This window comes from Aliivibrio sp. EL58, from assembly GCF_900312675.1.
Classification (GTDB): Bacteria; Pseudomonadota; Gammaproteobacteria; order Enterobacterales; family Vibrionaceae; genus Aliivibrio.
In genome coordinates, this window is record NZ_OMPC01000001.1 from 1,084,054 (window position 1) to 1,095,797 (window position 11,744).

Genomic DNA, 11,744 nt, shown 5'->3' on the forward strand with positions numbered 1-11,744 from the left:
ATTACCCGTGATTAAAACATCCCTTTTCTTTTTAATATCTGTTGGACAAATAAAAGAGGTTGAGGTTTGGCGATAAGAAAACCTTGAATTTTATCTACACCACAATTAGCAACAAATTGAAATTCCTCCTCAGTCTCAATTCCTTCGGCAACGACCTCACAATCGGCGATATGGCCCATTTGAGCGATTAATTGATACAGTTGCTTTCCTTTTGGTGTTGATGCGCCGAGTAATAAAGAACGATCTAATTTTATCTTATCAAACGGGTATTGAAATAAATGAGGAAATGAGGCGTAACCAGTTCCAAAATCATCCATTACGATTTTTATACCATATGCTTTTAAGGTTTTTAATGTATTCAATAAATGAGCATTACCACTTAAAATAGCTTCTTCTGTAATTTCAACTTCTAACCATTGTGGCGGAACAGAAAAGTATTTTAGTCTATTAATAAAGTGTTCAGCAAAGTCGCCTTCTTCTATCGAAGCCACCGAGATATTAATCGCTACACGTTGTCCTTCTGATAGTTTCATTTTTTGCATATCAGTTAGCACTTTATCGATAACTAACTTATCGAGCATAGGCATCATATTCAATAATTGGAAATCACTAATGAATGTTGGGGGACACAGATTTCCAGCACTGTCTTGATAACGTAATAAAGCTTCAAAGGATATAGCGTTGTTTTTTGTAACAGGTTGAAGCAGTTGATAATGCATTAGAAAGCCATCTCTATGAAGCATATGAGATATACGTTTTTGAGCAGAAGAATGCTTTAAACTACTGGCTGCTGAGCTTCTAGCACTATTTAATAAACTTTGAAAAATTGATTTTTCTATCGCGGTATTAGTAATAGCCGATTTATGGTGTAGTGCATATTTTCCTGCAAACGCGAGATAAAATGGGCGATAAACAAAGATACCAATGATAATAATCATTAGTTGTAATAACGAGCCTTCAACATTATTTCCCATAGCAATGTAGCCACTGATTAGTGGTGGTGTCATCCAATCGACGATGTTCGATACCGGTGAGATGATACCTGAAAAAATAGCCATATATGTGATAAGAAAGCTGAGTATTGGTAGAGCAACGAATGGAACAATAAGCAATGGATTAAATATAATAGGTAAACCAAATAGCAGGATTTCATTGATATTGAAAAGCACCAAGGGTAAAGCCGCTAAGGCAAGCATGATGTGATTTTTTTCTTTAGAAAATAGCAGGACACATAATAATAAGCTTATGGTATTTCCTGAACCTCCCATAGACAAAAATGCATCATAGAATCCTTGATTGATGATATGTAAAGAGGCTTCTCCCGCAGTCCAATCTGCGATATTTTGTTGGGTTTCAGCATAGATAGTCTGTTTGATAGTAAACAGCATATTATGACCGTTAACGCCAATTGAGCCTAACAACCCTAGAACCGTTTGATAGATCAGCCCTCCAGAAAAGGTTAAAGGGTCGGCATTTATATTCCCAATAAGTGCAGTAAAGTAATTGATACCTTTAACCATTATTTTAGATAGGAAGAAGGCAGAGCTAATAAAGATAAAAAAATGGAGAACATGCTTGAATAGACGAGACGAAAAATCTAAAGATTGTGGTTCAAGTTGTTGTAAGTTGAAGCGGTAACAGTATAAATAAGTAATTGAAGCACTTAACAAGGCTAATAATGGATTGTTAGGAAAGCTAAATGAAGCAGATAAACTACCACTTTCTATAGATAGTAAATAGAAAAGAACCACTGAATAAATGATAAATGACGCACTACTGAATGTTGTCTTGTGGGATAAATAGTACCCAGCAATAATACAAAATGAGAGAGGGTAAATATTGATCAGTAGATTTGATAAATGGAAAAAGAGGTTCGAAGCTTCTTTAAATTCCAATAGATTTAAAGAGTGCCCTAGAAGTACGGCGAATGCATTCGAAAGTGTTAAAGGGATCAATAACAGTGCAATGGCAGATAAGTCATAAATATAAGAGTGAGAAGCAATATGACTAGTCTTAAATTTTTGATGTAATGAAGCTACAAATGTCAAAAATGCATTATTTATAAAACTTGGATTTAGGTTTGCCTTCAAATGAAATAATTCCAGTAGAAGATAACATCGTATAACTGAATCTATAAGAAATCAGTAAGCCATTGTCGATGTAATCAGTAGCCAATAAAAGAGTAAAATTCACTTATCATTATTTGTGCTTTTTTAAAAGCGGCGAATTCTTACATAGAGATTAGCAGGTTACTAGCTTTTGTTTGTGCTCTCAGTCATTTTTTTCATAAATTGTTCAGTGTGCCGACCATACTATCTTATTGATTATTTGTATGTTTTTTGCTTAAAAAAAAGGCGAACCTATAGGTCCGCCATTATTCAGCTGTATTTTTGTTCTAACTTTTCATTTTAAGTTAGCTGATTACTCTTCATAGTTCTCAATGCTTGGGCAAGAACAAATCAAGTTACGGTCGCCAAATACGTTATCTACACGGTTAACGGTAGGCCAGTATTTAGAAGCTTTTGCTTGAGTTGATGGGAAACACGCCACTTCACGAGTATATGGATGATCCCACTCATTAGACATTAGATCCACTTGAGTATGCGGTGCATTCACTAATGGGTTATTGTCTAATGGCCATTCGCCTTGTTGAACTTTGTTCATCTCTTCACGAATCGTAATCATTGCATCACAGAAGCGATCAAGCTCTGCTAAGTCTTCAGATTCTGTTGGCTCAATCATTAACGTACCCGCAACTGGGAACGACATGGTTGGCGCATGGAAACCAAAATCCATTAAACGTTTTGCAATGTCTTCTTCACTAATACCTGTTGCTTCTTTAAGCGGACGGATATCAATAATACACTCGTGCGCGATGCGACCATTTGTACCACGGTACAGAACAGGGTAGTGAGGACGTAGACGCTCCATCACGTAGTTCGCATTCAGGATTGCCACTTTAGTCGCTTCAGTCAGACCCATTTCTCCCATCATCGCAATGTATGCCCATGAGATAGGAAGAATAGAGGCACTGCCTAGATCCGCTGCAGAAACTGCGTAATCTGAACCTTGAACACCGTTTTCTGTGTGACCAGGTAGGAAAGGCGCTAGGTGAGATTTAACACCGATAGGACCCATGCCTGGACCACCGCCACCGTGTGGAATACAGAAAGTTTTGTGTAAGTTTAGGTGAGAGACATCAGAACCAATGAAACCAGGGCTTGTTAAACCAACCTGTGCGTTCATGTTGGCACCATCAAGATATACTTGACCGCCTGCTTCATGAACCATGTCGCATACTTCGCGTACTTGCTCTTCATATACACCGTGTGTAGAAGGGTAAGTGATCATGATGCTTGATAGGTTTTCTTGGTGCTTAGCGATTTTTTCAGCTAAATCGATCATGTCGATGTTACCGTTGTCATCACATTTCACCACAACCACTTTCATTGACACCATTGATGCCGTCGCTGGGTTAGTTCCGTGCGCTGAGCTTGGAATTAGACATACATTACGTTGACCTTCACCACGGCTTTGGTGGTAACGCTGAATTGCAATTAAGCCAGCATATTCACCAGACGCACCAGAGTTAGGTTGTAGAGAGAAGTCATCATAGCCTGTGATTTCACATAGCATTGATTTTAATGACGTTGATAGTGTGGTGTAGCCTGCTGCTTGGTTTAATGGTGCGAATGGGTGAATACCACCAAACTCAGGCCATGTTACCGGAAGCATTTCAGCTACAGCGTTTAACTTCATCGTACATGAGCCCAGTGGGATCATACCGTGAGTTAATGAGAAATCTTTGTTTTCCAGTTTTTTCAAGTAACGCAGCATTTGTGTTTCGCTGTGGTGCGTGTTGAACACTGGGTGGGTTAAGAATGAAGAAGTACGACGACACGTTTCAGGGATAGCAGCAAACTCATCTGCACCGACTTCATTAGAAAGCGTATCACACTCTGCATTATCAACACCAAATACAGTTAGTAGTGCAACTAAATCAGAAACCGTGGTGGTTTCATCAAAGCTAATACCAAGCTCAGTATCAAATTTACGTAAATTGATGCTTGCTGCTAATGCTTTGGTGTAAAGAATGTCTGTCTGCTGTTCAGTTTTAACTGTTAACGTATCAAAGAAGCTCTGATGTGTTAATTCAAACCCTGCAGATTGCAATGCTTTTGCAACGATAGCCGTGAAGTGGTGTACACGACGAGCAATAGTTTTTAAGCCTTCTGGGCCGTGATAAACCGCGTAGAAAGAGGCCATGTTTGCAAGCAATGCTTGTGCAGTACAAATGTTTGATGTCGCTTTCTCACGACGAATGTGCTGCTCACGTGTTTGCATTGCCATACGCAGTGCTTGGTTGCCTTTTGAATCAACCGATACACCAATAATTCGGCCTGGCATTGAGCGTTTTAGCTTTTCGCGCGTTGCCATGAATGCCGCGTGCGGACCACCGTATCCCATTGGGACACCAAAGCGCTGTGCACTACCAATCGCAATATCTGCACCCATTTCACCAACAGGTTTAAGCAGCACAGAAGCAAGAAGATCAGTGGCAACAACAACTAAGGTTTTTTTCGCTTGAGCTTGTTCAATCAGTGTTGATAAATCTTTTACTTCACCCGTTGTGCCAGGGTATTGAAGTAGAGCACCAAACACATCATGTGAATCTAAGTTTGAGTCAGTATCAACAACAACGTCAAAACCGATGAATTCGGCACGAGTCTTAATCACCGCTAGTGTTTGTGGGTGAACATCGTCTGCCACAAAGAAGGTGTTACTCTTGCTCTTTCCACCGCGTTTACATAGCGTCATTGCTTCTGCTGCTGCGGTAGCTTCATCAAGCAAAGATGCGTTCGCGATGTCAAGACCGGTTAAATCCATTACCATTTGTTGGTAGTTTAGTAGAGCTTCTAAACGACCTTGAGATATCTCAGGTTGGTAAGGCGTATACGCTGTATACCAACCTGGATTTTCTAATACATTACGCAAAATCACATTCGGAGTGTGCGTATTGTAATAACCTTGGCCGATGTAGCTTGTATTGAGCGTGTTTTGTTGAGCGATCTGTTTTAACTCAGCAAGCATGGCATTTTCAGAAAGGCCGTGAGGTAACTGCATTGGCTGAGGTAAACGAATTGAGCTTGGTACGGTTTCTTCGATTAATTTTTCTAGTGTTTCAGCGCCAACCGTATTGAGCATATGTTGATGCTGTGAAGAAGCGGGACCATTGTGGCGACGAATAAATTCGTTATCCGTGCCTAATTGTTGAAGAAGCTGACTCATGATCTTAATCCTTTAAATTATTTTTATTCTTCTTCGATGCTTTCAAGGTATTGATCGCCAGGAATTAGGCTTTCTAATTGACCTTCATCAGACAGTTTAATTTTAGCAATCCAACCACCTTCATACGGTTCTTCGTTAACAAGCTCTGGGCTGTCTTCAAGTTCTTCATTAATTTCAACAATCACACCAGAAACAGGTGCGTAGATGTCTGAAGCTGCTTTAACAGATTCAACCAAAGAGAAGTTTTCTTCTGCTGTTACTTCGTCGTCTACCTCTGGTAAGTCAACAAATACAACATCACCAAGCAGGCCTTGAGCGTGGTTTGAGATACCAACCGTTACAGTGCCGTCGCCATTTTCACGTACCCATTCGTGGCTTGCTGTAAATTTAAGATCTTTTTCCATGATACTTCTCCAGTGTGAATTGTTTTTTAGCAAATGCTTTTAGCCATATGCTTTCAGCAAATTAGTATTAAACGAAATTATATTAGTCGAACTCAGGAAGGTGTTATCTGTATTAATAACGACCATCGCATTACATTAGCTAAACATACAAGTGTGAAATGCAACATTCAACCATCGAGTTTCCAATAAGAAACTTTGTTTCCCATTTTGCTACCTAGCGCACTCTTTCAGCATTCTTGTTGCTTTTTATCTCGCAATTTTCCGCCGATAAGATGAGTATTACAGAGGTTGATTGAATACTTAATGAGCAAGGAGCGCCGTTTGAGTAAGCCTCAAAATGCAATGGCAGAAGCAAAAATCGTCAAAATAGAGAAAAATAACGAAGAGCAACCGATTGCTCCGCTTGATCTTGGAAAAAGATTAAAAGACATCCGTATTCAACTTGGACTCACTCTTGAAGAGGCAAGTAAGCGCACGGGTCTTGCGCGTTCAACGCTTTCAAAAATAGAAAACGAACAGATCTCACCCACATTTCAAGCATTACAAAAACTCGCAAGTGGGTTGGATATCGCCATACCTCAAATATTTGAGCCGCCGAAACAAAAAGGGGCGGTAGGGCGTCGAGATATTACGCTTTCGCAACAAGGTAAGCCTCACCCAACGGCTACATATGAGCATGAATTGTTAGCAACTCAATTGTCTAATAAAAGGATGATGCCATTTAAGAGCCGTATTCGTGCGAGAGACTTTGATGCTTATGCTGAATGGGTGCGTCATGACGGAGAAGAATTTTTATTGGTTCTAGAAGGTGAAGTCTGTTTTTACAGCGAATTCTACGAGCCGGTTAATTTAGCAATAGGGGACAGTGTTTATTACGATGCAAGTATGGGACACGTACTTATATCGATTAGTGAGGAAGACGCTCATATCCTCTGGGTTACAGCAAAGTAATGCGTAGCTAAAAACACAATCCACTATTTTATTAGAAACCTAGATCCCAAGAATAACCGATACACTTAGCCAATATCAGGCAAATGGAGAAAGAAGAATGTCAGAACAACTAAACAAAACCGCTCTTTTTGATATGCATGTCGCTGCTGGCGCAAAAATGGTGCCATTTGCAGGTTATGATATGCCTGTTCAATACCCATTAGGCGTAAAAAAAGAACACCTTCACACACGTGATGCTGCTGGTCTGTTTGATGTATCGCACATGGGACAACTTCGATTAAAAGGTGATGGGGCAGCTGCTGCACTAGAAGCACTAGTGCCTGTTGATATTGTTGATCTTCCTTCTCAGAAACAACGTTATGCATTCTTCACTAATGATGCGGGCGGTATTATGGATGACTTGATGGTGGCTAATTTTGGCGATCATCTGTTTGTTGTTGTGAATGCCGCATGTAAAGAACAAGATATTGCGCATCTACAAGCAAATCTTCCTGAAGGTGTTGAACTTGAAGTGATTGAAGATCGCGCTTTATTGGCATTACAAGGCCCTCAAGCGGCAGATGTATTATCACGACTTCAACCGTCAGTGGCTTCTATGCTGTTTATGGATACGGCTGTTATTGAGATCAATGGCATCGAGTGTTACATCAGCCGCTCTGGTTACACAGGTGAAGATGGCTACGAAATCTCAGTGCCAAATGATAAAGCCGCAGAGCTTGCAGACGCCTTAACGTCTTTTGAAGAAGTAGAGTGGATCGGTCTTGGTGCGCGAGATTCACTGCGTCTTGAATGTGGTTTATGTTTATACGGTCATGATTTAGATACAACAACGACGCCAGTAGAAGCAAGCTTACTGTGGGGTATCAGCAAAAATCGCCGTGCAGACGGTGAGCGTGCAGGTGGGTTCCCAGGTGCAGATATCATCTTAAGGCAAATCGAAACGAAAGATGTGAATCGTAAACGAGTTGGTTTAGTCGGTCAAAGTAAAGCGCCAGTGCGTGAAGGGTGTAAGTTATTTGATGCTGCTGATAATGAAATTGGTGTGGTGACGTCTGGTACAGCAGGCCCGACAGCGGGTAAGCCCGTATCTATGGGTTATGTCAGAACGGACCTTGCAGTTATTGGAACAGAAGTGTTCGCTGAAGTTCGTGGTAAAAAACTCGCAATGACAGTAGAAAAAATGCCATTCGTACCGCAACGTTATTACAGAGGTTAATTTATTAGAGTTAGAAGCTCATAATAACGGCAATAGAAATGAATGAATAAGGCAAAAAGAGTATATAACTATGCTCTTTTTTTTGGTTATGAAAAAAGTGAAGGTGAGGATTTCTCGTTATAAAGTATAAGCTAGGTCAGATTTTTGAAATTAATTGCACACTGTGCATATTGGATTATCTGTTTGAATTTAAATGATTTACTAGTACTCAGCGAACGTGTGTATGCTCGGAAAGTATTTGCAAAAAAACGTGACCTGTAACACAATTATAAACATGGCACTTAAGCATTGTTTTTACGATTAGATATCAAATAAGGTTTCTCTATGAAGGTTGTCGATTTTCTAAAGCATAAGCGTGAATATCTGGCGAAACATCCGTTTGAATTAAAAGACTGGATGTCACCAACCATTAAAGATTACTGGATTGAATTTTTAAATAAAGCCAACAATATTCACATTATTTCGTGGGTTAAAGAACACAAACGTACTGCTAATGGACAGCAAAACGAGGTTGTTCAACCTGAGCCAATTGAAATGAACTTAGATACTCAAGCTGTATTTGAAGAATTAACCGCTCGATTGGGCGAAGAAATCCACATTGGCGATTGGGCAATGATGGATCAAGAACGCATTAATAGTTTTGGTGCAGTGACAGAAGATATGCAATGGATCCATACTGATCCAGAAAGAGCTTCAGCGGAATCTCCGTTTAAAACGCCGATTGCCCATGGGTTCTTAACACTGTCTATGTTGTCAAAACTGACGGATAACGTGGGAAGTGATAACTTGCTTTTCCCTACGGCTAAAATGACAGTGAATTACGGCTTGAATAAAGTTCGTTTTCCGTACCCTGTTAAAGCTGGAAAGCGTATTCGCGCAAGAAGCACACTAATGTCGGTAACACCGATTAAGCGTGGCTTAGAAATTGAAACAGAAGTTAAAGTTGAAATCGAAAAATGTCGCCGCCCAGGTTGTGTTGCTGTTTCAGTAATACGTTTATACTTTTAGGCCTTTTTGATTACACCAATTTTATTGAAGTCGATAGCTAACATTAGTGTTGAACGACAGTAAGATATAAAAAAACCGCGTTAACCTAATAAGGTAACGCGGTTTTTTGTGTCTGCAATTCTATTTATTACAGTTGGTATAACTAGGCAACTTGTCGATCGTTATGATTAGCACCACGTAGCATAGCTTGCACTAGCTCAGTTGCTTCAAACTTAGTTAACGCCTCATGAGCACCAACTTGATGTGCCTGCTCAACACAGATCTCACTTGAGAGCGAGGTATGAAGGATCACATACGCATCTTTCAATCTTGTATCGTTCTGAATTTCAAATGCCAATTCATAGCCGTCTAAACCGGGCATCTCAATATCACTGACCACAATATTATATGGGTGACCTTCATCAGAGGCTTGTTTTAGCATTTCATATGCATCTAATCCGTTTGTAGCTACTTGATAAGGGATATTAATACTGTCTAAAGCCGTTGAAAGTTGTTTACGCGCTACAAAAGAATCATCAACTAATAGAATGTTAAGAGGTTTTAATTTCTCTCTTTCTACATCAGATAATATAGGGTACAAGTTAGAGGTATCTTCTGGATAGATTTTTGATAATAGAAGCTCAACATCAAGCAGTTGAACAATATTATCTTCAAAGCGGGTGATCCCAGTAACAAAGACATTAGAGCCCGCTGTTTCTGGTGATGGCTCAATGGCTTTCCAATCACACTCAATGATTTTATCTATGGCTCTTACCGCAAATCCAACAACGGTACGCATGCAATCGGTAATGATGATATAGCAGTCTTTTAACTCATCTTTATGAAGGGCTCTAAAGCCAACAGCTGCAGACATATCAATAATTGGAATCGCCATATCACGAATGGTTGCAGTCCCTAATACGTGGTGATGAGAGTAGGGAATAGAAGTCAATGCTTGAAAAGGTACGATCTCACGAACCTTCAACGTGCCGATGGCAAAACGCTGAGTCAGTGTGAGTTTAAATAGCAGCATACCTTGCGATTGGTTCGCTTTGCTTTTCATAAGTAAATGGCCTTCTGAAAAATAATTATTTTTATAAACTTGATTGTAGTTTTTTTGAGACGGTTTTTAAAGGTGAGACTATCAATTGATGATGAATAAACGATATAATTAAGCTTAATTTATCTAGAATCATTTTGAGGTATTCATGGCTAGCACTGCAGCTGCGCTACACATTCTTGTTAAACATAAAGAACAAGCAGAAGATATTATTCAACAGCTTAAAAAAGGCGCTAAATTTCACGTATTAGCGAAAAAATACTCTAGCTGTCCTTCTGGTAAAAAAGGCGGCGATTTAGGTGAATTCAAGAAAGGCCAAATGGTACCGCAGTTTGATAAAGTGTGCTTTAGTGGTGAAACACTTGTCCCACACCTAGTGAAAACTAAATTTGGCTGGCATGTTGTTAAGGTTCTTTATCGCACATAAGCAATAGCCTTTTCGAGATAATAAAAATCCGACCTATAATGTCGGATTTTTATTATCTGTTCAACGTAAGCTTGAGAAAATTAACGTTCCCAGTACGCTTCCTCTAAACAATCTTCACGCTCAGGCATTGATTTCGACAAACGTGGAGAGTGCTGAGTTAGTACCTCGTAGCTTGCACGGTTTGAGTACTTACAAATTTGAGAGAAAGAAGAGTAAGTTAAATAATCAGCATCGTGTTTGCTTGAGTTTGGCACATTCTCTTTATGGTAGTAGTTAGCGGCCATATCATGAAGAAGAGCGGATAATGCAGCATCACCAGCGCCATTGGTATTTTTAATCTCCATTGGACCACCCATGTAAGGGGCAATGTGAGAAGATACTTTAATTGGCTTAGTACATTGTGCTTTCATCATTGGGCGACTGTATTCAAAACGGTTGAATTCAGGGATGTTACCAGGAAGAAGTGGCTTATCCGTTTCGCGTTTAATACTTTCTTCTGTGAAACCAGCCATGTATAAACCAACAGGACCAGCAGTACAAAGCACTAAATCTACCCACTCTAGCGCTTTATCTGCTGCTAGTAGGGGATCTTTCTCGCCAGTAAGGGCTTCGGCTTCTTCTTCGTTCATTGCAACAACAGTCACATTTTCTTTTAAGAACGTTTGCCACCATTCTGCTTTGCCTTCAATAACGTACTTAGTGCCTAAAGTAAGAACAACAGGGACGTTATGAGATTTTGCACAATCAATCGCTTTTTGAACCGCGTCCATCATTGGATCGCCTTCTTTACCACGAACAAGGTAAGAAGAAATCACTAATGCAGAGGCTTTTTCAAAAATATGCTCAGGAACGTGAGCAGGACATAGTTGGTTCATGTCACCTTCATTAATCGCAAACGTACGCTCGCCATCTTCAGAAATTAAGGTGTAACAACGACCAATAGGGCCTTGAACTGGTTGTAGGTGATCTAAATCCATACGGCTTGTTGTGTTACATAGGTAACGATAAGCGTAAGAACCGATTTTGATATTTTCACTCATTACACCAAGCAGAATAGACTTGCTGTCTGCTAGAACAGAGTAGTTATGAAGGGTGTTACCAATGGTATCGCCAGGATACTCATGACTGATCAAGTTTCTTTCAAACAGTTCTTTATATAAAGCTTCTGCTTTTGATTCTTCAAGAACCAAAGAATGACCTTTACTTAACTGGTGACGCGCTAAGAAATCATCATCAACTTTTGCTTCAATATCGACGATGGTTTGACCTACACCGATAAGGTGGGTGCGTTCAAGTTTAGGGGTTTGTTTGATTTGATTCACTAATGGATCGCGAGTGTGAACAGGAAAATAGTGTTTAGACTTACGTTGGCCAGGAAACTTCATGAATTAAAGATCAGTTAATAAGTGA

At 39.8% G+C, this 11,744-nt stretch carries 9 protein-coding genes; 4 read left to right on the forward strand and 5 right to left on the reverse strand.

Annotated elements, in window-relative coordinates; genetic code table 11:
* Nucleotides 1-11: 11 nt before the first annotated feature.
* From ED622_RS04715 to gcvH, 3 genes are all read right to left on the reverse strand, one after another.
* Complete coding sequence (locus ED622_RS04715; RefSeq protein WP_254052583.1) at nucleotides 12-2,048, reverse strand: EAL domain-containing protein; 2,037 nt, start codon at nucleotides 2,046-2,048, stop codon at nucleotides 12-14.
* Nucleotides 2,049-2,421: 373 nt separating this feature from the next.
* Complete coding sequence (gene gcvP, locus ED622_RS04720) at nucleotides 2,422-5,289, reverse strand: aminomethyl-transferring glycine dehydrogenase (protein ID WP_122032770.1); 2,868 nt, start codon at nucleotides 5,287-5,289, stop codon at nucleotides 2,422-2,424.
* A 23-nt stretch (nucleotides 5,290-5,312) separates the two neighbouring features.
* A complete protein-coding gene (gene gcvH, locus ED622_RS04725; protein WP_122032771.1) occupies nucleotides 5,313-5,693 on the reverse strand; it encodes a glycine cleavage system protein GcvH in 381 nt (126 codons plus the stop codon).
* Between the two features lie 342 nt (nucleotides 5,694-6,035).
* On the opposite strand from gcvH, the gene ED622_RS04730 reads away from it, so the two are divergent.
* From ED622_RS04730 to ED622_RS04740, 3 genes are all read left to right on the forward strand, one after another.
* Nucleotides 6,036-6,644, forward strand: coding sequence for a helix-turn-helix domain-containing protein (locus tag ED622_RS04730; RefSeq protein WP_174213430.1), 609 nt, complete (start codon nucleotides 6,036-6,038; stop codon nucleotides 6,642-6,644).
* A gap of 97 nt (nucleotides 6,645-6,741) precedes the next feature.
* On the forward strand, nucleotides 6,742-7,860 hold the full coding sequence (gene gcvT, locus ED622_RS04735) for a glycine cleavage system aminomethyltransferase GcvT (RefSeq protein WP_122032773.1): 1,119 nt from the start codon (nucleotides 6,742-6,744) through the stop codon (nucleotides 7,858-7,860).
* Between the two features lie 324 nt (nucleotides 7,861-8,184).
* On the forward strand, nucleotides 8,185-8,868 hold the full coding sequence (locus tag ED622_RS04740) for a MaoC family dehydratase (protein WP_122032774.1): 684 nt from the start codon (nucleotides 8,185-8,187) through the stop codon (nucleotides 8,866-8,868).
* Nucleotides 8,869-9,010: 142 nt separating this feature from the next.
* On the opposite strand, the gene ED622_RS04745 is transcribed toward ED622_RS04740, so the two are convergent.
* Nucleotides 9,011-9,910 (reverse strand): chemotaxis protein, encoded by a 900-nt coding sequence (locus ED622_RS04745; RefSeq protein WP_122032775.1) that lies wholly within the window; start codon nucleotides 9,908-9,910, stop codon nucleotides 9,011-9,013.
* A gap of 145 nt (nucleotides 9,911-10,055) precedes the next feature.
* Here ED622_RS04745 and ED622_RS04750 point away from each other — a divergent pair, with 145 nt between their 5' ends.
* Entirely contained in the window at nucleotides 10,056-10,334 is a 279-nt protein-coding gene (locus ED622_RS04750) for a peptidylprolyl isomerase (RefSeq protein WP_045103769.1), read from the forward strand.
* A gap of 80 nt (nucleotides 10,335-10,414) precedes the next feature.
* Here the strand turns inward: ED622_RS04750 and ED622_RS04755 are convergent, their stop codons facing one another.
* Nucleotides 10,415-11,719: an inosine/guanosine kinase gene (locus tag ED622_RS04755; protein ID WP_122032776.1), complete on the reverse strand. Its 1,305-nt coding sequence runs from the start codon at nucleotides 11,717-11,719 to the stop codon at nucleotides 10,415-10,417.
* Nucleotides 11,720-11,744: the final 25 nt, after the last annotated feature.